This window comes from Marinobacter sp. ELB17 (assembly GCF_000169375.1).
In the GTDB taxonomy this organism is placed as follows: domain Bacteria; phylum Pseudomonadota; class Gammaproteobacteria; order Pseudomonadales; family Oleiphilaceae; genus Marinobacter.
On the sequence record NZ_AAXY01000021.1, the window covers coordinates 21,742 to 44,229 of the forward strand.

Here is a 22,488-nt window from a genome sequence, read left to right on the forward strand (position 1 = left end):
GTCCTTTTTTGGGTGCTACTCTATTTAACATTCACGACGTTGACTAGTCTTGTTGGAATAGCCCGCACGGTATAAAAGCCAACCGGTATCTTGGCGATTATAATTCACCTTACGTTCCATCACTATACGACTACTTATTTCACGACGATCTACTTCTTTGCCGTCTGTAGTAAGGACTCGAAAGGTCTTTTTTGTATGAAATTTGCAAATACTCCCAGTATCAGTACGGTACTCACAATTTCGATTGTCCTTGCCCCAGCAATGTCTATATGTTGTCACTGACCCCATTTGCTTGCTTGCAAACATATCTACATAATTGCTGTTAACAATAATGTCTTTGGTCTCAACACTACCACCGGCTGGTTCACCGGCTCCTGCGAGCCTCTTCTCAAGTGCGGACATTTTTATCTGCATACGCTGCTCCATCGCCCAAGCCTCGTCACGCGCCTGTTCTGCCTCTTCATTGATGACCTGAACCGCAGATTGCGCGGCATCGTCCAGTGATGAGTTGCTTGCGGGGCCGTTGCCTTGGGAGTAACCCGCCATAATGGGCGTCTCAGCCGCTACTCCTGTATAGAAATCAATCTTGTTTCGGGAGCTAAGTTCGTCTGCTTCAGTTGAAAACTTTGATGAGGCATAAGCACCCTGAGCGCCTGCGACGACCATTAGAGCAATACTTATAAATTTTACTGAATTCTTTGCCACGGCTAACTTCATTGGTGCTTTCCTTTATTAAAATTTAGGGAATTCTTTGTGTTTAGCAGCCAGAAAACTGGGGCCCACTTGCTCTATTTATCCTTCCTAGTCGCTGAAATGTTTTGCCCGTTACGTGCCCATCCAGACGCGTTGCTGTTTCCCTACATGCATAGGTATATTGAGGGTTTCCTCGCCGATCGCAACCGCCTTTAAAGTGATATTTTATACACTGGTAAGGACCCAACTCGGTGGTGTAACCCATCCTAGTGGTTTCCGATACTGTGCCTGCGCCCGACGTTGGTGCGCTGGCGAGCCTGCGCTCTAAGGCGCTAATCTTTAGATTTGTCGCTCTTTTCATAGCGTCAAGATTTTGTTGCGCAACACGTTCGACATCCTCTGCCTTTTCATTGATGACACTACTTGCGGTTTGTGCAGCGTCGAGAACCGACGATTACCCTACGCCTGCGTTAGCACCCATCGTTATGGGTTCACCGGTCGCGATACCGTGATAAAAACCAAGTTTTTCACGATTACCCAGGTTGTCGGCTTCGGTGGTAAATTTCGAGTCGGCATAGGCAGACCCCCCCCAACTAAGCGTCAATGCGGACGTAAAGCCCACAAGAACAGCAAATATTTTTATATCCAGCCATAAGTATTCTCTCTTCAGAAAGCAAGCAGTTTTATTTAGAAGACGGTTTTCGAGTTTCTAGCCTTCAGTTTTCGCCAGTGCCCTACTGCAGCGATGAGGGATTCAGACTTTTTGTGTCAGAACTTTCTTTTTTCAGCACTTCTTTCAGTGCGTTGTCATCTTTTACAGCTGATGGTTTGCTAGGAGACTCCGCTGACTGGGCTGCATCCGGCGCCAGCGTTGTGCTAAACGATTTTTCCAGAGCATTTACCTTATAAGGCTCAGCCGCACCAACAGTGTTAAAGAGCTGCCCCCTGTCTCGCTTGTCGAGGGAGTCCGCTTCCGTCGAAAAACTTGACGTAGCATTGGCAGCTCCAACAACTGAACAGAAAATAAATGCCAACCTGCAGCTAGTGGCCAGGTATATGGTATTAATCATGGGTTTCATCGTTTATTTCCGCTTAGATCCACCGTTATAACTTCGCATGATGTATCTTTATCCATAATAAGGATCAAGTCAATTTTTATGACGCGTAACCAAGCTCTACAGGCTCTCTGTGGCCAGATAATGCCGGAAATTGAACCTCAAACACCTCCAATTATGCGTGGAACCTTCAAATGAGCAGCACTCAACCTCTTGGTCGCACGGCCACGCAGGGATATCTGAACCTTCTAATCTTCTTTGTTGCCGGGTTTGCCGCGCTTTCCTATCAGATTGTTAGCTATAAACTGATATCAATATCCGGGCTCAGCGATGCAACCTCGGTAGCCACCAGCCTGACCGCATTTGTCGCGCTTTCGGCCGCTGGAGCTCTGCTTTCGACCCGAATTTCTCCTGCTCTGACCGGGCCGCTGGAAATATTGCTAGGGGTTTACGGGCTGATTGTGTTTGGCGGGCTGAAATACTTTGGTATTGAGTCCGTATTTATGATCTCAGGAACGATGAGCGCTTCAGTAAAAATGATCCTTTTTGTCATTGTTGTTGCCCCAATAGCCGTTCTAACTGGAGCGCTAATACCGTTGCACCAGCATCGAACGACCGATACGGTAAATCGTTCGGGGTTCTCTGCTTTCAAGCCGGTCTACATACTGTTTCACGTTGGTGGCGCGATATCCTTAATGCTCATTGAGGGCTACGGCTTCCCATTATCTGGATGGCCATTTGTAGGATGCTTAATAGCTGCAGTGTCATTGGTGAATGGTTTCACGGTGATGCTGTACCGGGCATCATCATTGAGTCCATGCTATCGATCCAATACAGTGCAAGCACACTCTTACTCCCTATTCTTTGGATTACTCTGTCTTTCTATTGTTACAGGTTATTTTGGAATATCTAGTTATAAAGCGTTTGATTATTTAGTTGGTCCAAACATTCGTAATTACTCGACGATCACGGCATTTATATTCCTGGGACTAAGCTTATCTGCCGTTTTGGCAGGAAGGCTGCAACTTTCATTTAGGATGATTGCTGGTCTAACTGGGATAGGAATCCTCTTGCTGTATGTCGGAATTTATTTTCTGAACATTCTGATTCCACTATTTATGGATACGGGGTTCAGTTCATGGATACTATACTTCGCTGTTGCGGCGATACTGATAATTCCCTCTTACGCACTTATTGGCGTCTCTATACCGTCCGCGATCCGTTTAGGTGTAAAAACTGAACACGCTTTTTTTGTAATCTCCATAGGAAACGCCATTGGCTATTGGGCGTTTATTTTTCTTGGGCAATACAATGTAGATGCTCTAATTCTCTTCGTAGTTTCTATTTCTCTAATTAGTTTTAGCTCAAAAAGACTTGTGCTTTTGTCAATTCCAGCAATTGTTATCGCGTCCGTACCAATCGTCCTTGATCAGTATTTTGCTACCCATCACATTATTCTTGCAAATAGAGTCATCAGCGACTTTAAGGTTCTTGAGCGAAATGTTTATCGGCTGCAACCAGGAACGAACGTCCTTGAAGACGATTATATGAGATATGAATTTAAGGTAATAGAGTCATGGAGCAGTTATGGCTGGACCACTGACCATGTACGATTGAATGGGTGGCAGGATGATGATCTCATATTTACCGATGATTACTTAGTGATCGATGGATTTGTGAGCCTTGAAATGAGTGACCCTAAAAGAACTATGTATGCCGAAGCTGCAGCAGCCGCAATACCTTCTCTATTTGCAGCATCCAAAAGAAAGGCTTTAGTTCTTGGCGGTGGAACGGGCGTGAGCGCATCACTCGTTGCTGACTCTTTCGATGACGTAACACTCGTCGATATCAGTCCTGACACTAACAGTCAGCTTTCCTACTTTGAGCCTCTGAATGGTGGAGTGGGAGATAAGGTCAGCATTGTAAAAAGGGATGCGCTGTCCTATTTATCCGAGGGCAGTCAAAGCAATGCTGAATATAACTTAATATTTTCGACGGTCACTGGTGCGGGCTACCAGTCCTCAGCGATGCTCTACACCAAAGAATTTTTTCAGGTTGCAAAGAAGTCGCTGTCAGACGATGGAATATTTGCGTTTTGGATGGATGATCGATTTAACCAAAAAGATGGTGCCCCTCAAATACTATCCGCGATGCTATCTGAATTTGAGTACGTCAAGCGCATTGTCGTACACCCCAAGTCTCCATGGGATGAGTCAGAGCCCGACTCAAACTCTGATTTGGCCTACCAGGTGGTGATAGCTTCCAAGCAACCACTTGAACTACACCGCGAGTCGTCCCAAACAATAGTTGATTTTCTATCTACTAATTACAATGCCGTACATCCTTTTTCTGACAACAGCCGTTACGCCAACGCCGATGAGATAATCGATGAGCGGCGCCTTATTGAACCTGGGTTTGGGGTTGGTACTGCAAGTCCGGCAAACATGGATCAGCTAAGTTTTGCGTACCATTACTATATGCACTATGAGCGAATGAACAAAATAATCTTGGATTTCCGCCGCAAGAATGGTAGCTGAAATACAAAAAAACGCCCAAAAATGGGCGCTTAGTGTTTGCACTTTCTACTGTGGGTTAGGGTGTAATGTAGTTGCTCGGATCTATGTTCAGGGCCGCCTCAATGTCCAGGATACCCATACCGTGTAGCTCAGGTTTGTATCCGGCAAAGCTATTATCAGCTGTGTTCAGTAGAACCTGTAATACAGCTCTGTTTGTCAGGGATGAAAACTTTGATTTGACAGCTGCTGCTGCTGCGGTTACCAAAGGTGCTGCAAATGACGTTCCAGATTTACGTATAAAACCACTGTTAGAACTATGGCTTGCCACTGACAAGTTCACTCCTGGAGCAGCAATGAAACGCTCTTGAATGGTTATGTCAGTACCTGGGCGATTTGAAAAGCTGGCAATAGACCCACTATTATCCACGGCTACAACCATGATGAGAGTGTCACGAAGATTATCATTCGTATAAGGAATAAGTGTTTTTTCATTACGATCGTATTTCAAGGCGTAGCATCTTTCGTAAGCATACCCTTGTGGGTCTCCTGAAAAACTCCCGTCAGGATCTTCCGGACATGCAGAAGTACTGCTCGCATAAATCTCAGTAAGATCCAGTTGAGCGTTTCCTGCGGCTCCGATTATCGCAGAATTTGACACTTCAAATTCATCATAGACGGCTTTCTCTGAATTTCCAAAGGTAGCTACGTTTAGGTATGTTCCAGTTCCGTCAATAGAAAGGTTCAAAAAGTCGACAGCAAACGTTTTGTCGAAATCTGCGGTAGCCAGGATTCCTGCAAGCGCATTTGGCGACCCACCTGCCGGATCAAAATCGTTATCAGCTAATGACCCGGAGTACAAAACGTCCATTGCCAGTAGCGTGCTATCCGAAAGCAAGCCGGCATCTTTCCCATAAATTAAGGAAGCCACCGCAGTACCGTGAGACACCAAGCCGCCAGTTCCTTCCGGCTCATAGCCATCGGAATATACTTGTGAATATTTATAGGTTGAATCCCAGTCGGCATCCAGCGGATCATTTGTTACAAACGCACCGCTTCGCCCATCAATGCTCGTCCCAACAAACTCATCATGACTGTCGTTGATTCCAGAATCAGCAATAGCGACAACCACATTTATTGCTCTCAGTGTGGATGGAGCGTTGATCAGGCTCTTGGCATCGCCGTTAACGACCGTGGGTGTTGGTGTTACAGGTGTTGTTGTAGAACCTTGTGATGAGCCACCGCCACCACCACCACCACCACAACCTGCAAGTGTCAGTGTGCCTGCAAAAATGGCCATGCTAATTAATGTAGTTTTCATAAGTTAACCTTGTTGCGTATGAGAATTATTAGCTTACTATCTAGTATACTCTGGCAATTTATTATCGCAAGCATATTGACAATTATATTTTTTTATGAAACACGAAAAACGCCACAACCCTTGCGAGCGTGGCGCCTTTAACGTCCAATTTTATGAGCAGCGAGTGGTCACGCTTATGCGCCCCATGTCAGATGGCGCCTCTTCCCACGAGGCGCTGCCTTCGTACAAGATGAACATTCGCACCCTCCAGGTTGCAGCGCTAACGATATCAACCGGCGTCCGTATACCGGCTATGAAGCGGGTACTGGCTGTTGATGCTCCGCCCACAAAAATCACAGGGTAGGTAAAAATCTGCGCGGTTAGGCCTGCCGGGCACGATGGCTGAGGAATAATCGTTGCGCTCGGCACTTCTGTCATAAATTGAGGGGTACGAACAGCTAAGCGATACGCTTCTTCAGCGAGTGCGTGGGTTTCGGATGCCCAGGCCGCATTGGATCGTACATACACATCATTTACGTTGGCGCTCGCAATATTGCTTTGAGCCGCGGCGTTTTCGTTGCCAGCTTCATCTCGTGCGATCATCGCCCAGTTATCGTGCTCGGTAACCAGTGGACCTTTCATCACTGTATTGCCGTCACGACGGACAAACACTGTCGATGTAATTGAGCTAGTGATTGACCCTGTTAGGTTGGCCGCAATTATGGAAGCTCGAAAAGCACCAGGATTAGCTACCGGGTCAATACCGCCATCAATAGAGAATACGCTCGCGTGAATGTAGCCATCTACTTCAAGGCGACTATTAATGCTTGAGGCAAGAAGTGCAGCAATTTTTGCACTTGGTAATCCTCCAGATCTTACCGATCCAAATGTGATGTCTGCCCGGGGCCCAGTAGGAACGCTCCAGTCAAACGTTACAGACGGAGCAGGCATGCCGTAGGAACCGTTGAAGTTAGTCGGGATATCGCACGATAAAAGGTAATCACTTGGCGGCTGTAAGCCTCCACACACGGTACTCTTCAGCCAATCCGTTCCGGTTACCGTGAGTGTTGCTGGTGGTGTCACGCCCTGGATGGTCATATACGCAGCCAAACCGTTCACGTACTGCGCAATCCACATAGCCTGCTCGTTAGCGGCCTGCTCTGTGCGTTGCTTGGATATAAACGTTGCCGCGCCCGCGAAAAACACCGCAGCAACGGTCATTGTCAGCATAAGTTCCGCCAACGCAAAACCGGCGTTAGAACGGGGATTGAGCTTTTTCATGGCGGATGTCCTGATCAGAAATAGTCTTTGGTGAACCAAATTGACACATCACTTGGCGCGCTATCGCATTGTGCTGCAACGGCCACAATGTCAATTGGATTTAACTGCGGGCCAAAACCGGTAGTATTGAGAACAACCTGCCCATCTATTGCAATTCGTGAGGCACTAAATGCATAGGATGCAAAATCAGAACAGCCCTTTTGGGGAACATCTTCTATATCAGCGCGCATTGTTTGGTTAGAGGGATCTAAGGCTCCGTCAACGACGAAATTGATATTACTGCCCCACGCGCTCGACACAACGCCTGGCGCAGTCACACGGTTCGTTGGCCATAATCGAACCTGTGTACTGGTTGCCATGTTAAAGCCGATAAAGCTCGGCTGTCTTCGGAAAATAAGCCGTAAATCATTAATAGCCATCTGGATGATGCCACCCTCACGCTGACTAATTTGGGTCGCAGATTGGGTTGCGATAACCCCAGCTATGCCCGAAAGAACGACAGCAATTATGGCAACAGTAAGCAGCAACTCCGTGAGCATGTATCCACGCTGTTGTTTTTTTCCGGCAGAAATGGAAGTTTTGGTTTTCATGATCGTTTTAGCCTTCGCATCCGCAACATCGGTGATAACGTAAAGACGGCAGGGGCCGTTTAGCGAATCCTGCCGTGGTCAATAAACTATCCAGTTAATCAGCTATTTTTTCCGTAGGTGAACATGATGGTCACGCCTTCACCACAGGCTGCGGCGGCGCCGGCAGAATCAACCGGGTCCAACGCAGGAACGCCACGCTCATAAACGGGGGTGCCAGCAACTGAGATACCCAGAGCCGTAGTGCTGGCTGTTGCTAGATCAGCGCAGGAGTCCTGACTTACGTTTTCGGAATCAATTGAGAAAAGTCGACTTGCAACCTGTCCAGACACAGCCGTTGCAGGAGAAACCACATTGATTGCGCCGCCCCAAGAGTTAAAGATGGCAGCTGGACCGGACACCATGCTCGTTGGCCATGCTTCGATTTGCGTGCTTACAGTGTTGTTTAGACCGGAAAAATCAGGCTGACTGCTGTAGATTGTTCGGATTTTATTTGCGGCACTATCAATAAGGCGTGATTCATTCTGTGCCGTCTGGCCCGCACTCGTGGTTACCGCAATTGCGGCTATAGCACCGAGAACCAAAGCAATAATACCCAGAACCAAGAGCAATTCAGTCAATGCATAACCACGAACGCTCTTCCGGAACCCATTTTTCATAGTTTTAAAATCATTTGTACGCATGTCCAATACCTTTTAGGTTAACGATAACTTTTAACACAGCGAGATTTCGCATGAACCACTCTATTCGAATCCTATCTAACCCTCCCAATGACACTTAGGGTGATTTTATCTGCTACATTCCTGCTCCTGATTGAATGCTTCCGGTGATCGAGTACATGGTGGTAACGGTGAACCCAATCACGGTGGCCGCCACAATCAGCATTACGTTGCCGATTAGCTTCGAGAATCCCAGCATCGTTTTAACAGCGTTTTGCTGAGCATCGTCCGCAATTTCGGTCATCTTATGCGCAAACTGATCTGCCTCACCGCGACTATAGATCTCCAGTTTTACGATGATCCAAGGTGTGAAAAGTTTCGAGGCAAGCGCTTTGCCTGGACCCTTCGCGGCCAAGCCCACTCGGATGTTGATAAGGGCGAGACGAATGTAATGAACCATGTAAGCAGACGCCGACGACTCTTCCATACGATTAAGGGCGCCACGTATGGTTTCTCCCGCCAAGATTAAACTTGAAAGAGTTGTTAACAGTGTTGCAGCAGTCGTTTGCCGAATGACGTTAAGAGGCGGAATGCTGTGCAGTTTTTCACGAACATCACCAACGACGAGTTTGTTGGTAAAATACGTAAGAAGGATCAAGCCAGTGATGACAAGCAAGGCTATTGGAAGCCATATTCCTATGTTCTGAGTTGCCCAGTAGAAACTCTGTTCGGTAGGTTCCCACTTTTCGAGAGGCTTCAACATGATCAGCGTCTGAAGCAAGTTATTGCCGATCCAGTACATGGACACTACAACGGCTATTCCCATACCAACGGGGTAAAGAAGCCCTTTTATAAAGGTGTCCTGTATTACCGAACTTCCATGGGCTGCGCGCTCTGCGGCTTTCAATCCATCCGAAAGGCTGCCTTTACTGCCAGCCATGAGCATCATAACCTCCGCTTCAGGTACCCGGTCGGTAAGTAGATCGTGCAACGTTTGCCCTCCGCGAAGACCACTCTCAGCATACCGATAGAGCTTCGCAACTTTTAAGATGCGACTTTTTCCCAGTATTCGGGTCGCAGCTTGCTCCTCGAGAGTTGACGCAACAAGACCACATGCATTCTGCAAGTTCATTCCCGATTCGAGAAGAGTTCGGAGAAACCCGTAAAATTCGACACGATCTTGGGCTGGTATATTCTGGAAAAATGCGGCTAATTTTGTTTTCATTAGAAGTTATTACTCAGCAAGTTTAGGTGGCCGAATGAGCCCTCAATATCTCTCGGATCAATCATTCCCGATAGCATTTTACTGACAGCGTGTGACGCGGCGGTAAGCCCTGTTACTTGGTTGTCCAGTGGTAGTCCTTGATTCTTTTCGCGTCCGAGAGACAACCAATGTTCGAGCGCTTCAGATAGGTCTAAAGAACGAAACAACCGGCGCATTTTCAGGTCTGGAACCACTACCTCAGCGCAAATAGTCATTTCTGCAATACCTTCGGGAAACTCTCTGCTCGTTCCCCTTACACATATTTCATGGGCGTCAAAATCTGGAACAAGTGCTAGTAAACGGTTTTTTTCTTCCGCTGTTAGGTGCTCGTCAATGTTTCCTGCTGTTAAGCGGGTTTTTGATTTTGAATCCATGACAGGTAGCAGCATTTGAAAAATAAGTATTGAAATAAAAGATGGCGAACCAATTGTTTGAGCAGGCAGTCCAAGCGCCGGGCTGGATAACCTCTCCACAATCTCAATGGCACTTTGAGCGTGAACAGTGGTTAAGAGAGTGTGTCCCGTCTGCGCACCTGTTGCTGCAGCAGACGCCGACATTTGATCCCGGATTTCTCCGACCATCATACAATCAGGGTCCCTTCGTAAATTGCTCTTAATTGCCATGGCAAATTCTTTCGGGTCTGCATTATCATCGTCAGAAACTGCTATTTGAAAAGCCGGAAGCTCGCGCTCAATAGGTGACTCAACCGTCAATATGTTTACGTCATCGTTCCGGTTCAAATATTTCACGACGCCGGCAAGTGTGGTGCTTTTACCGCTACCGGTTGGTCCAGCTAAAATAACCATACCGGACGCCGCTGACGCTGCGGATTCAATGCTTTTCGCCTGCGCCGTGGTAAAGCCCAGATTCACGAGATTTATTAGCTTGTCGATATCCCGTCTATCGTTAGCCAGAATTCGTATGCAGGCGTGATATGCACCATCATCACCAGGAGCGTGCTCATAGCGACAATCAAGCGTTATGAATTGTGAATATGTGACCTTTATTCGTATCCGCTGTTTGATATTGCTTTTCCAGTGCGAATGTTTCCCACCTTTACCAAAAGAACTGAAGCCCACGCTTAATATGTCGTCCGCTTTTTTTGGCTCCCAGTCTTCATGGTCACGCATAGATCCCCATACTCGAAACCGAACACGACAGTTATCACTACGACGGAAAAAGTGTAGATCTACCGCCTTTGCTTCATAAGCACGCTTAACTAAGTTTTCAAACTCTAATTCAGCATCCGTTTGTGAGCCATCTTCACCAGTATCGTTCGATAATCCTTTTTGCTGTCTGTACAGAATCAGTACGTCTTTCGTGGCATGAAGAGTAACCAATTCGACTTTTGAATTGTCTTCTGCGCTGTATGCTTTAGTAACACGCCGACGAACCGCAAGTAGCGCATTCAGATTCGTTTCTTGGAAGCTCATTGTTACAAGAATAAACGGATGACCGGAGCTAGGACTTTCGGCAACAATCACTTCCGCTTCATGTTCACTATCGACAAATGGCTCTTTTGTCCCAGCTGCTTCTAGTTGATAATTAAGGCGACCATATATATCTTCAAGCTCACCTTTTGTTTTAAACTCAAACTGCTTTCTTTTATTTTGTACTTTCAGTGCTTCTTGCAGTTGGGTTTGCGTTATAAGCTTATTGGCGATTAAAATGGAGCCAATTCGGACCTTATTATCGGGGCGCTTCGCGTTGTACTCTGCTTGCTTTTTCAGAGCACGATTCAAGTCATCCACACTGATTAGGTTGAGGTCCCTTAAGACCTCGCCCAACGACTTCTTGACTCCACCTTTAGATGACATTAACTAAGCCTCAGGTTACCGGATTTGCTTGATATGAACTGTGGCTCCATTATAGCGCTCATTAATTACTGTAATTTCGTCAAGACCAATTTTCGCAATTTTCCACTTTGATATTAAATCTCCAGGCTGAACTTGTATAGATCGGCCCTTGACCTCTAATACAGCACCGTAGTTACTCCCTGAACCATTATTCCTGAAGACTTCTACGATAGTGGCATTGCCCATCAAGCCAAGTTCTTTTTCTTTAGCAATTCGTTCTGCTTCAAATTGCTCTTCTTCAGCCGTTAGCTGTCGCCGTTTTTCACCACCGGTTTCATCACTAAATTGATTTTGCATTGACGGAGCAAAGAAGCGCGATTTACCGGCGCCTTGATCTGGCGCTGTACGCACCGTTTCTTTGCCTACGTTTTCAAGCTTAAATTCAGCTTCACTTAACGTAATAAGTCGGTTATATCTTTCAATCGAGTGGTCTAGCGTTTCCAGGTGCGTTTGCTTCAGGATGTAATCTTCCACACTTTCAGCCTGTGCAGACCCACCAACAACCGAAAATGCAAAGCACATTATCACTGACGTTTTAACTAATACTCTCATTAGCGGATTCCTTCTTTAAAATATAGACCTTTAATTTCAATGTTTTTTCCACCCCAGTTTAGGTCTACTTTATCAACTGAAATAGAATTCAGGTTTTGCAGCAAATCTATTGCATAAGGGTATTGTGCAAGCGGCACATTCAATGCCCATGACCCGGTGTGAAATACATTTGTACTGCCTAGCAGATTTTTTTTTGAAAACATCACTTCGGAAGCAGCACTTATTGCATAGCTTGAGCCTTCAAAGTAACGAGCATACTGCATGAGGGCCAGTCTGAATTGGTTTACGTCGGCATCCTCCATGAACTCTGGAGTTTTGATATTCTCATCATCAAGAATGCCAAAACCATAACCAAACATGCATGATCCCTGAGTCCCATCCATCGACACCAAAACTTCATCGCAATTCTGTTCAAGCCCTTCGCGCAAAACCGCTGGGTCAGTGAGATTTGTGTTTAGATACCCAACCGTACACTTTTGCGCTTCACAAGCGCCTGTTTGTAAGACCCATCCGCCGAGTTTAGCTTCAAGTTTGCCAACTCTTTCTCTTAATAGGCTTTGCAATAGTAGCCCTCCCTGGGCTTTCTTGGCCGTTTCAACTAATAGCGCCGCATATTCAGTTTTAGCCATCTGCATTTGCAGTATTTTCCGCTTGCGTGCTTCCTCTGCTGTATTTTGGCTACTGCTAAACGAAATGTAGAGAAAAGACCCACCAACAATCGCCAGAATCGTGCACAAAACCGCAATGATAACCAACGTTTTTTGAGAGGTTGTTCCTGACGAGCCTCCTCTTACTAAGGCTTTCTTTTTTAGGCTTCCTGACAAGTTAAAAAGAAGCGGTTGTGCTTCAACTTCTCCTATCTGGTTTGCAGTGAGCTCACCGCAAGCGGAACCCATAAACCCGACGTCTTCCGTCGAAATCATTTCAAAGATTTCGTTTACACGCTCGTCGATTTCGCTTATGTCGCCCGTAATGTCTGTTCCAGCAATTACTTGTCCGTCACGTACGGCGCAAAACCAAACTGTGTCAACACCATCCTGCTTTACATGCTCTGCTGCGATAACTGTCCCGGACAGAAATGATCGAGCAACCCATGCTGCAATAGAGGGATTTCCTACTTTTCCACTACCCGATTTAGAATTCAGAATGCCGACGTTTAAAGAGCTTCCGGCTCCCCTAATTATTGGTATTTCAACCACAAGCGACTTATCATTCAGTGCCTGTTTTTTTTGAATTTTCCAGTCGTTTTTATTGACGGTATCCCATATGAGCTCTGCGATGCAGTCAACGCTCGCACCACCGGCCGAATCCGTAAGCGCAATGACACTCATATCAGAACATGCCTTCTTGAATGTGAGGGGTTATCATAATCAGAAGTACTTGCTGATTGTTACTTTTGCTGGTTCCGCCACCCAATCCCCAGAACCCTGCAGATCCGGTCCCGCTGATTTTATTCGTTGTTTTCTCAGAATTAAAGGCTGCCAAAATCCATGTTTCACCGTTACGTAGCCATGCTCTTTGAACAACTGTATTTCGGTTGCGCGTAGGTGTCTGAACAATGGTGGAATCAAAATTGATCAGTTGAAGGTTATTTGATAGCTCCAAAGCAACCTGCAACTGAAGAACTGAATCACTTACTACCCGGGGGACTAATGTTGCATCAAATCCCGTTGTAATTGTTGTAACCTCGACGTCACTAATGACATTATTCAGGTCACCAGAAGTCTCTTGTTGAGAAATACCGCTAATGTAGCCAGTTTCAGACAATACCTTGAGGCTAGCCGGCTGATTGCTCAACGTCGTTACTGACTGCTCATTGATCTCTGTAGATTCCGTTTCTTGTGCAAGCATTTCTAAGGCAAGAGAAGCGCCAGTAGATGTGCGGATCACATTTAATATATTTGGATTTGCAGCGGTGGAAACAGCGGCGCTATTAAGACCAACATCAAAATCGCCATTATTAACGGTGTTCAGAATATTATTCCACGTCAAATTGAAATCGTTGGCATTTTCAACTGTTACAGACGCGGTTCTAATCTGAAGATGCACCTGACGTCCATAAACGTCATTGATATCTTCTATGAAAGATGTGATTTCTTCCATAGACTCTGGCGTATCAACGACTATGATGTTGCCCGTCGATTTTATAATAGTTGCTTCACCAAACGATGTCAGAAGAGTTTGTACTCCGTCGCTGATCTCTTCCCAATCGCCGCCTTGCAGTTCCATTTCAGAGGTTTGGTTGATAACAGAGTCTTCTGAGCTGCCACCCATGCCAATTTTAGTTTTAGCAAGACCTGGGAAGAAAACTTGGAAATTCTCTCGCGTTAACCGGTAAAACGTAACCCGGTTTCGGGCCTCATCATACTTCCAGGCAATACCTAGTTGAGTTGCGACGCTTTCGATAAGTTCAGATGCGCTGCCATCGACAACAATAGAGATTCGCTGTTCAAGTGGCGCAGTAAAACGTGTACCACCATTCGATGAGGCAGACCCTAGTAGAGTTAAGACATTTCCATCATCGATGCCTGCACCTACTCCCGTCGAGTCAACACCAACAGCGTTTGCAAGGTCAGTTCCAACACGCTGCACATCTTCATTAGGCGAGAGATACAAATCGGAGGCCAGAAAAATATTTACTCCCGATTTTTCTGCAATGCGGCTAACCATCTCGGGTAGCGTTCGATTATATTGCGCAATTTCTACAAGCTTGCGTTTCAGTGTCGGATACTGCTCGTATTCAACAACCGTGCCCGCGATTAACCACGGAGTGTCAGTTTGAAAAGCGCTCATCTGAGCGAGACGGTTGTCTGCTGCCAGCTTCTGCATCTTGAGCGACTGTGCTGACGGCAAGTATGATGGCTTATCTGCCTTCGTTTCTGGGTACCAGGTTGCACACCCGCTGAGGCCAAGGCTGGCCAATACCAATGTAGTTAGTAAAAAACGCTTCATTGAGTTCTCCGAATTAACGCTGTGCAGTGGCTACGAATACACGCAACACACCGTTGCCATGGAACTTGGCATCAAAAATAGTTTGTTGGCGCACGATGCTGAAAAAATCTTCTGTTGCTTCAGCGAACGTTCCAGTGAACGACTGGTTTGCGGCGAAGCGGACATCGCCATCTTCTGGCCGTGGCTGCCAGACCAGCTCGTAACCAACTGTTTTAGTCCAGCGCTCCATTGCTTCACGCAACTTCTCGCCTTTTAGAATAAAGAACTCAACAACTTCATCTTGTTCCGCAGCGGCTGTCGCTTCCATTATTCCGCGAGTGCCGCGCATGGCCTCCGGAAATCCTGCCGATACACGCTCAACGGATGGCAAGTGGTTTGGAGTACTCGGCTCCAAAGGATTAGCTATCGGGTTATAAGGCAGTTTATTAGCCTCGACGTCAGCCATCGTGACTGGCTCATCAATCACACCGTAGGGAAGGATCGTATTGTCGGTAGTATCAACACCAGCAACCGCGAACGGCGACAGACCAGCAATGCAAAGCATTCCGGCCGAGACAAGAATTTTCATTGTGGGCACTCCATAGTCTTCGGAACAATTGCGGCATTCATGTCGGTGTCATAAAGGCAGATTCGCCCACCAAACCCTTTAGCCACTTCGGCCATTATTTGGGTCTTATTCCCGGTAAACGTGATGGTTTCATTTACTGTCTGGGGGTCAATCAACCAATGCGTAGTCTCATAGCCAAAGATGAGGGCCAGGTCGCGCATCACAGCCTCAGCGGAATCACCGGTATAGATCGTGAATGCACTGTCTGTGCTTGGCTTGATCTCACGGCTAGACATTGGGGAAATTGAGGTTGTTGAAGCTCTTACATCAGCGTTACTAGAAATTGTGGTTTGGCTGCTTTGCCCGACTCGCTGAGTACCTGCACGGGGGTATTGCTCTTCCATACCGTAATCAACAGGGCGATCGAAGACCAAGCGACGACCATCCTTAATGAAAACCTCGTTTCGGTTGTGGTCAACATGAAATTGCATGCCGTGACGCTGACCAAGGTTGCTAAGTACGTCTATCCAGGTTGCGTCCTTCATGTCCCAGCTCACTAATAGCTGACCGTCTTGCTCCAGGTTCTTGGCCCGCAAAACCTTCCAGCTTTGCGGTACCAAAATCTTTAAGGCGTCCGCCAGTGGCATGGGGTCACCATAGCTAGGGGCTGACTCCGTATACCCGTGTTTTCCATACTCGTGAAGAGCTAAATACGTATTATCAACCCAGACGGAATATTCAGACTGATCAAAAACCGTAGTGGCCTCGCTAACTGAAGGCTGATCTTTTTTTATCTGGAAGGCTGCTTGGGCTGTGCCAGCGAGGAATGTCCCTGCTATTACTAACGTTATTGCAGTCGCAATTGGTTTCTTCATGCTAATCCTGTTTAATTCCCGTTGATCTGCCTAGTTGGGCTTATAATACCTCATGCGAAGTTTGTAATGGCTTGAACACACAAAAAACTAGGAAAATTTATGTCAGATGTACTCGTGATCGTCGAGTCGCCGGCCAAGAGCAAAAAAATTCAACAGATTCTAGGCAGTGGGTATATCGTTAAAGCGTCTATTGGCCATATCCGCGACCTGCCCCAGAATGAGCTTGGGGTTGATCTGGACACTTTGGCACCAACCTACGAAATATCCTTTGAGAAGAAAAAAATCGTAACTGACCTAATTCGGCTCTCTAAATCGTGCGCAAAGACAATTCTTGCGACTGACGCAGACCGTGAAGGCGAGTCGATTGCGTGGCATTTAAAGGCTTCGTTAAAACTGCCCGACAATGTAGAAAGGGTGCTGTACTACGAGATAACGGAAACCGAAATCCAGAAGGCCTTTGCGAACCCTGGGGAAATCGATACGAACCTTGTAGCCGCGCAAGAGGCCAGGCGCATTCTTGATCGCCTCATTGGCTACCTGGTATCCCCTGCCTTGTGTCGGAAGTCCGGCATTATCTTATCTGCTGGGCGTGTGCAGTCGGTAGCTGTGCGAATTGTTGTGGACCGCGAACGCGAAATAACCTCATTTATCCCCAAGGCATTTCAGTCCGTAACTCTTGCCTTGGCAGATCATCCAGAGGTTAAGGCGAAGCTCGATATTCGCCCATTTGTGGCTGAAAAGGACAGCCTATGGACTCAGGCGCAAGCCCAACCCTTCTTGGGCCCACAACAGGTCACCCTTGGGCGGTTGGAGGAAAAGCCCTCAAATGTACTACCAAAGGCACCGTTTACGACCGTGGAAATGCAGTCGGCAGCCGGCAAAGTATTTGGGATGGGTTCAAAAGAAAGCATGGCGGCGGCGCAAAAGCTTTATGAGCAAGGCCTGATAAGCTATCACCGGACAGACAATGGAAATCTGTCCGAAGAGGATAACGCAAGAATTCAGGCGTATTTAACGTCTGAGGGCATCCCTGTTACAACAACCATCCCTAAGTTCAAGTCAAAGGCGGGAGCACAGGAGGCGCACGGCGCTATCCGGCCCACCGACGTTTCTGTACCGGTTGCTGGGCAAAACACAGCTGAGCAAAATCTCTATTCACTCATACGTGAACGCGCAATGCTCAGTGTTATGCCAGCTGGCATTGATCAAGTGACAAAAATGCTTTTTTCTTCTCACAAGACTGTATCTGACCGCTTTGGCAATCCGGTAAACCCTACCTATATGATTTCAGGTAAAGTCATTAGCAGTTTAGGGTGGCGCAAATACGCACAAGTAGAGATCAACACGACCAAAGACACACCACTACCTCTACTGAAGAAAGGCACTGTATTTTCTGGCATGGTCACAACCAAGGAAGATTTTTCAAAACCACCATCCCGCTTCAACGAACACAGCTTGACTGTCGCACTTGAGCGCGCGGGGATTGGCCGGCCAAGCACTTACTCCGCCATTTTTCAAAATATCACTTCACGCGGATACATCACGTTAGACACAGATGGCAAATCCAAAACTCCGAACCTTCGGCCAGGGCCCAACGGTTTCTACATCGTAGATGCTTTGAAGCAATTTAACTTCATGAGCTACAAATACACTCAGGGTGTGGAGGCATCTCTTGATAAGGTCTCAACAGGTACGATGGGTTACCTTAATATAGTGCGCCCTGTTCTGAAGTCGCTGCAAGAAGACATTGAACACAATCTATCAGGCGAACTATTGGTTAAAAGCGAGTCCTGCCCTAAATGCGGCAAGACCGTAGTGCAGCGTTCAAAATCTGCAAAAGGTAAAAAGAAAGCCAATACGTTTTGGGTGCATCACGATGCCAGTGATGCGGCTGGTTGCATTCAATTTCTCTCTGACGAAGGCGGCAAACCAGTGATTCCTGTCAAGGCCCCAGAAGCACCTTGTCCGGGCTGTAAAAAAACCGTCGTCAGGCGAAAAGGCAAAACGTCAGGCCACTACTGGATGCATATAGACAAAGCCGATACCGAAGCGTGCAGCCATACATTCCTTGATGACAAAAACGGGGCACCAGCCCTAAAAACAAACACCAAATCACCGGCGTAGGAGGTATGGCGCGGCAATACAGCACCACACAGCAGTGCGGCTTTTAGCGAAAAGGCGTCTAAGTGCAGTGAATGCCTCTCCGTTACTCATGGGTGCAAAGATTGCGCTTTAACGATAACACCTTCATAAATGACCCGCCTTCTGCTTCGCATCGCCAGGCATAAAAAGCCTGCCACACAAACGAGGCAGGCTTTTGTCCTAGTGGGCTTAGAAAAAGCCCATGACGCCGATGCTTACTTGACTGGTGCTGGGGTCTAATTTCAGGTCGCCAAAAGTTTTTTCGTCGTGCAGTGTTCTGGTCCATTGTACGCGCATGGCGAGTGCATCTGTAATCTGCGCTTGAATACCGAATCCTATGCTCGCGCCCGCCGATGACTTGCTGTCTTTGAAATTGGCTACAGAACCGGGCGTGCTATCTTCCAGGGTCAGCTCAAAGTCCGTGGATTGATATCCGACGAGGCCGTAAAACTGTGTCGACCGTGCAATGTCAGTGCCCAATCTCGCGCTGATTCCATAAGACATATCGCTGGTAATCAACTGTCGTGCTGCAGTTTCTGTTTTTTCAAACTCCGCGGAGCTGGCACCTGCGTTGACCTCTATGGCAAGTATGCCGTTTGGAATTTTGGCCTGATAGCCTGCAAACGCCGCACCGGAAACCCCAGAAGCCGAATTTCCTTCTACTAACGAGTTGCTTGAGCTGCCTTCCAGTGTGGTGTCGTTCCACCCAGTCTGGGCGCCCAGATAAAAGCCGGTAGCCGTGACAGTAGGTGCCGCTGACGCCATCGGCGCGCAAATAATAAGCGCAGCAATTGCGCCAATAAGCTTGGATTTTGTGTAGTTCATCGTATGACCTCTGAGGTTAACTGGCAGTGTCAGTTGTGTTTAATCGGTGTTTTTTGTGGCTGTTTACATAGCCAAGATTTAGGAAGTTTTTTTTCGCAAGGTACTGAACATTTCCATGTAATGACTGAACCAAGGATTCCCGGTATCAGATTGAGGGTTGCCTAAATGCTTGTCCGCCTGCTCTTTCCAGGTCTGAATAACAGGCCGAAACACAGATTGGTCAGGCCAGAATCGTAGATTGGCGCCAAACTCATTTAAGTATGCGCGGCGCTCTTTTTGCGGGAGCTTGCGCACACCTTTTAGCCATTCATCGGCGCTCCATGGCTCGTTAAGGCTGCTTGTAGCAGTCGCCTCACGCATCAGCTCATCGTTTCCGAAGCACTCAATGTCTTCAATTATTTGCCCGGCACTGGCGCTTCCGGCAAAGTTGGGCTGTATGGCGCCAACTGCAGCGCACCGAAAGAGCGAAAGCAGCTCTCCCTGGGTGATCCAGGGTGCAAAGATCAGCGTCCCTCGGCGATGATCCAGTGCAAGGTCAACATGGCGCGCCCAGAATAAAAGCGGATCGATCGCTTGCGTTGTCTTCGAAGATACGCCGTGGGCTTTGAAAGCCTTACTGATGCTTTCAGGTGTCGCCGGCCTGGCTTGTTCGCCTTTGGCGCCAAGGTGGTCCCGTGGCTCTAACATCAGCCAGCATGGGCTGTTATCTTGTACTGGACGGTAGTCGTAATAGCTAAGCTGACAGCGGTAATCCGCTGCCAGCCATACCGGCTCTGCCTTCGCCTTAAAGTTGCCAGCCATCGCTTCAGGTAGCAGCTTTCTTGCTATTGGGTGCGAAAAGAAGCGTGGAGTTCTCAATGACATTCCCTTTCATCTATATGAAGTTATTGATCCAAAAAGCCTTCTACCGCTTTTTCCGAACTTGCACCGGAAAGAGAATCGCCAATGGCAATAACAAAAGGAACCAGCAATACGCACAAGACGCCACCAATGATTAGCCAAGCCTGGTGTTCAAGTGGGCGTTGGTTTTTCTTAGCCATAACAGCCGAAATAATGCCAAAGCCTGCCATGACGACACCGACCGAGCCAAGAATCACAACAATGACGGGGACAATGGTTGCGAATTCTTTCCCAATATTAACGAACCACGACGAGATCCCGGCAGCAGTTTGGGCAAATGCTGTGCCTGGAACAATCATGGCCGTCAAAAAAGCAAAGTACGCTTTCGTCATTCGCTGGCTAACACTGATTTTCAATTTTTTGGATCTTTTTTTAATCATTACATTGCTTCCTGTTTTGGGTTCTTGATTGGTTATTTAGGTTTTTAAAGTGTTAGTTGACTGGAAAATACCCCAGTTTTTCCGGTGAAACTTGCAATCACATCGTCTAATGCAAACTGAAACATGCATAAGAATGTTGCCGCTACAAGCCTTGCGGCCCCACTCCTAAACATTTGATACCCGTTTTCCTGTGGATGACCTACTCGCGAGAACGCCAACATTGACCGAAGCGCAGTAACCCAGCCAACAAAAATCAAAAAGGACACAATCACGATAAGCAGTGCTGCCGTGGGGTCACCACCTGTGGGCGCCCCCGAGTAACTCAGCGCCTTCATGGTTGACTTGGAGGCCACTTCATGTCCAAAAACCGACTCTGCCATCGCCCTCATCAAAATAACGAGCTGAACGGTTGCTGGGCCTATGACAAAGCGTATTGCGACTGACGATGTTGTAACTTTGTTTTGGTGTATTGGATTCTTCATTCGCATGAAGTCACGCACAGCACCGGCAGAAATCAATATCCCTACGCCCGGTACGATCAACGTAAGCAAGACATCTTGAAGCACCGAAATTTCTTTCCCAAAATTGAGAAAGTAATCGATAGCATTGCCAACAGAATTTTGAATGCCGCCTATGATGTCGTCTTTCATGATCTCTCTGCCTAGCGCTTATTAATGGTGCCGCGAACTGTTTTTACTTGATGGTTACCAGGATCAAGTGCCGTAACCTGGCCCATACCTGGGACTTCGGTTCCGACAGAGACCGCGTACGACATGCCGTCAAGTCGGAAAACGACTGCCTTATCAGGGGTCACTCCGCGCACATACCATGTCGCTACGTACTGATCTTCATCGCGAGGGTGATCGGCAAACGTTATGGGCTGTTTTTCGACATAAACGCCTGAATAATGCTTTGGTTCAACTAGTGACAGCAGAGTTTCACGACTCAACCATCCCGTTTCTGGCAGCCCATGTTCGCGTTGTAGTCGCTTAATCGCGCTACGGGTATTTTGTCCCATGATCCCATCGATAGTGCCTGGCTTGTAACCATAGATCGCCAGTTGGCGCTGGAGCGCTTTAAGTTCGGCGGGCGTGCCAGGGACTTTTGCGCTGTAAGCAACTGGATCTGCAGTTTGACTTGGCTTTGAGCTTTCCTTTGATGTTGAAATCGGCACCTTTTGTTCTACCTGCTTCTGAGTTTTAACGGTTTTTACTGGTGTTTTTTCGACAGACTCTTCTTTTTGCCCAATGAGTAGTTGCTCCAGTTTTTCTTCTAGGGCAACTACACGAAGCTCAAGGGCATTGATCGTATCTTCTTGCTCGCCAGTGTCGGTTTTGAGCCCACCAATATCGCTGGTATGAGTTGTCACCAGTTGCGCAAGAGCTTGAAACTCCGGTAACTGGCGCATTTCAATCAGATCACTTGTTGCACCATTGTTAGGTGCCACCTGGCGGACGGGTAGCGTAAAATCTGTGGCGGGCAGGTACTGTGAGCTGTCGGCAACCGGAACTGCAGGAAACACTTCGGTTACGCCCTTGTTTAGTACGGCTTGTAATTGGACTTCATCAACAGGAGGTTGGGCTGGCACTTGATTTACAGGAAATGCTTGCAGCTCTACGGGTGCACGCTCCTGCCGATTTGCATTTTGTATAGACTCGTTAGCTCTTTGGCGAATCATCTCACGAGCAGCATCCGAAGCCTGTTGCATTTGCACACTGTTCACAGCGTCAGCGGGAAACATGAAATACGACAGTCCGCCGACGCTCATAACCGCTGCAAGGGCTAGGCCTGTGTAGCTCTTCCATCCAAGTTTGAACTCTTCATTCCCCTCGCTGTCTGGCCCGTTACCAGGCTCGTCCGGAGGGTCTTGATTGTCTCCGGAGTTGTCACCACTATCCATTTCGAGAGTTGGTAGATCTTCGTTAAACTCAAGACTCAAAGCGTCGTCATTTCCATAGGCTTCCCCAAATTCGAGCGAGTCACCAAAGTCACCTTCGTTCGAATCATCTGTAGGATCATTTGGAATGACAAAATCTTCACCATCTGAGTTTGCGTCAAAGTCCGGCCCGTTGTTCTTGATCAGGTCATCATCATCTTTTGCCATTGT

The 22,488-nt window shown here is 47.4% G+C and carries 20 protein-coding genes; 2 read left to right on the top strand and 18 right to left on the bottom strand.

The genetic code is table 11. The features are described 5' to 3' along the window. Nucleotides 1-24 precede the first annotated feature (24 nt). Nucleotides 25-717, bottom strand: coding sequence for a hypothetical protein (locus MELB17_RS17515; RefSeq protein WP_007351661.1), 693 nt, complete (start codon nt 715-717; stop codon nt 25-27). A 710-nt stretch (nt 718-1,427) separates the two neighbouring features. Further along, nucleotides 1,428-1,772 carry a hypothetical protein gene (locus tag MELB17_RS17520; protein WP_007351662.1) on the bottom strand — a complete coding sequence of 115 codons (345 nt, stop codon included), beginning with the start codon at nt 1,770-1,772 and terminating at the stop codon, nt 1,428-1,430. A 170-nt stretch (nt 1,773-1,942) separates the two neighbouring features. On the opposite strand from MELB17_RS17520, the gene MELB17_RS17525 reads away from it, so the two are divergent. Then, nucleotides 1,943-4,285, top strand: coding sequence for a hypothetical protein (locus MELB17_RS17525; RefSeq protein WP_007351663.1), 2,343 nt, complete (start codon nt 1,943-1,945; stop codon nt 4,283-4,285). 55 nt (nt 4,286-4,340) lie between these two features. On the opposite strand, the gene MELB17_RS17530 is transcribed toward MELB17_RS17525, so the two are convergent. The 11 genes from MELB17_RS17530 to MELB17_RS17580 form a co-directional block, all read right to left on the bottom strand. After that, entirely contained in the window at nt 4,341-5,582 is a 1,242-nt protein-coding gene (locus MELB17_RS17530; RefSeq protein ID WP_007351664.1) for a S8 family peptidase, read from the bottom strand. 150 nt (nt 5,583-5,732) lie between these two features. Further along, nucleotides 5,733-6,842 (bottom strand): hypothetical protein, encoded by a 1,110-nt coding sequence (locus tag MELB17_RS17535; protein ID WP_036185359.1) that lies wholly within the window; start codon nt 6,840-6,842, stop codon nt 5,733-5,735. A 14-nt stretch (nt 6,843-6,856) separates the two neighbouring features. Beyond that, nucleotides 6,857-7,432, bottom strand: coding sequence for a type 4 pilus major pilin (locus MELB17_RS17540; protein WP_007351665.1), 576 nt, complete (start codon nt 7,430-7,432; stop codon nt 6,857-6,859). Between the two features lie 98 nt (nt 7,433-7,530). After that, nucleotides 7,531-8,112, bottom strand: coding sequence for a type 4 pilus major pilin (locus tag MELB17_RS17545; protein WP_007351666.1), 582 nt, complete (start codon nt 8,110-8,112; stop codon nt 7,531-7,533). 112 nt (nt 8,113-8,224) lie between these two features. After that, nucleotides 8,225-9,313: a hypothetical protein gene (locus MELB17_RS17550; protein ID WP_007351667.1), complete on the bottom strand. Its 1,089-nt coding sequence runs from the start codon at nt 9,311-9,313 to the stop codon at nt 8,225-8,227. Next, nucleotides 9,313-11,169 (bottom strand): ATPase, T2SS/T4P/T4SS family, encoded by a 1,857-nt coding sequence (locus tag MELB17_RS17555; protein ID WP_007351668.1) that lies wholly within the window; start codon nt 11,167-11,169, stop codon nt 9,313-9,315. Before MELB17_RS17555 ends, MELB17_RS17550 begins: the two co-directional genes overlap by 1 nt. 15 nt (nt 11,170-11,184) lie before the next feature. Continuing rightward, on the bottom strand, nt 11,185-11,760 hold the full coding sequence (locus tag MELB17_RS17560; protein WP_007351669.1) for a hypothetical protein: 576 nt from the start codon (nt 11,758-11,760) through the stop codon (nt 11,185-11,187). Continuing rightward, nucleotides 11,760-13,091, bottom strand: coding sequence for a type 4b pilus protein PilO2 (gene pilO2, locus MELB17_RS17565; protein WP_007351670.1), 1,332 nt, complete (start codon nt 13,089-13,091; stop codon nt 11,760-11,762). The genes MELB17_RS17560 and pilO2 overlap by 1 nt, the downstream gene beginning before the upstream one ends. Nucleotide 13,092: 1 nt before the next feature. Beyond that, on the bottom strand, nt 13,093-14,712 hold the full coding sequence (locus MELB17_RS17570; RefSeq protein ID WP_036185363.1) for a type II secretory pathway protein: 1,620 nt from the start codon (nt 14,710-14,712) through the stop codon (nt 13,093-13,095). Between the two features lie 13 nt (nt 14,713-14,725). Next, nucleotides 14,726-15,280, bottom strand: coding sequence for a TcpQ domain-containing protein (locus MELB17_RS17575; protein ID WP_007351672.1), 555 nt, complete (start codon nt 15,278-15,280; stop codon nt 14,726-14,728). Next, nucleotides 15,277-16,134, bottom strand: a complete 858-nt coding sequence (locus tag MELB17_RS17580) for a hypothetical protein (RefSeq protein WP_007351673.1) — start codon at nt 16,132-16,134, stop codon at nt 15,277-15,279. The genes MELB17_RS17575 and MELB17_RS17580 overlap by 4 nt, the downstream gene beginning before the upstream one ends. A 99-nt stretch (nt 16,135-16,233) precedes the next feature. On the opposite strand from MELB17_RS17580, the gene MELB17_RS17585 reads away from it, so the two are divergent. Next, a complete protein-coding gene (locus MELB17_RS17585; protein WP_007351674.1) occupies nt 16,234-18,258 on the top strand; it encodes a type IA DNA topoisomerase in 2,025 nt (674 codons plus the stop codon). Between the two features lie 207 nt (nt 18,259-18,465). Here the strand turns inward: MELB17_RS17585 and MELB17_RS17590 are convergent, their stop codons facing one another. The 5 genes from MELB17_RS17590 to MELB17_RS17610 form a co-directional block, all read right to left on the bottom strand. Next, nucleotides 18,466-19,101 carry a porin family protein gene (locus tag MELB17_RS17590; RefSeq protein ID WP_007351675.1) on the bottom strand — a complete coding sequence of 212 codons (636 nt, stop codon included), beginning with the start codon at nt 19,099-19,101 and terminating at the stop codon, nt 18,466-18,468. A gap of 78 nt (nt 19,102-19,179) precedes the next feature. Continuing rightward, nucleotides 19,180-19,965, bottom strand: coding sequence for a hypothetical protein (locus MELB17_RS17595; RefSeq protein WP_157133341.1), 786 nt, complete (start codon nt 19,963-19,965; stop codon nt 19,180-19,182). A gap of 20 nt (nt 19,966-19,985) precedes the next feature. Further along, complete coding sequence (locus MELB17_RS17600) at nt 19,986-20,381, bottom strand: hypothetical protein (RefSeq protein ID WP_007351677.1); 396 nt, start codon at nt 20,379-20,381, stop codon at nt 19,986-19,988. A gap of 44 nt (nt 20,382-20,425) precedes the next feature. After that, nucleotides 20,426-21,031 (bottom strand): hypothetical protein, encoded by a 606-nt coding sequence (locus MELB17_RS17605; protein ID WP_007351678.1) that lies wholly within the window; start codon nt 21,029-21,031, stop codon nt 20,426-20,428. Nucleotides 21,032-21,042: 11 nt separating this feature from the next. Continuing rightward, complete coding sequence (locus MELB17_RS17610; RefSeq protein ID WP_007351679.1) at nt 21,043-22,485, bottom strand: peptidoglycan-binding domain-containing protein; 1,443 nt, start codon at nt 22,483-22,485, stop codon at nt 21,043-21,045. Between the last annotated feature and the right edge of the window lie 3 nt (nt 22,486-22,488).